We start from the raw sequence: 388 nt of genomic DNA, 5'->3' as shown, positions 1-388 counted from the left end.
ATATAAAGCCGGTAAATACCCATGTGGTGCAGGTAATATCGCATTAAAGAAATCAATAAACACACCAATCAGCACCATATTCAGTAAAGCGCCGATCTTTGGAAATGATTTCGTGAAAATAGAAGTCAGTGTCACAATAAGTGCACCAATGATAATGGACCATTGTCCAATTGTGAGTCCAAAATGCTGAAACAGTCCGTAGTGGAAAGCGTCCCAGGGACCAATCCCAAGGATCTTACCTTTCACTTTCAGCGATAGTCCAAAAGCTAGTACGATCAATCCAACAAAATAAAAAAACCAACGTAAAAGATGTTCCCGCTTCAAAAGCATTCCCTTCTTTCTTAAACACTCGATTTCCATCGTAACATACTCTCACACCCCTTTAAAT

At 39.4% G+C, this 388-nt stretch carries 1 protein-coding gene; it reads right to left on the bottom strand.

All coding sequences use genetic code 11. From position 1 onward, the window contains the following. A partial coding sequence (locus AC0IXA_RS27200; protein WP_471814868.1) for a YczE/YyaS/YitT family protein occupies positions 1-360 on the bottom strand: 360 nt, incomplete at its 3' end. Positions 361-388 lie beyond the last annotated feature (28 nt).

The organism is Pseudomonas sp. AC083 (assembly GCF_979253165.1).
This window is presented reverse-complemented; position numbering and strand designations above follow the sequence as displayed.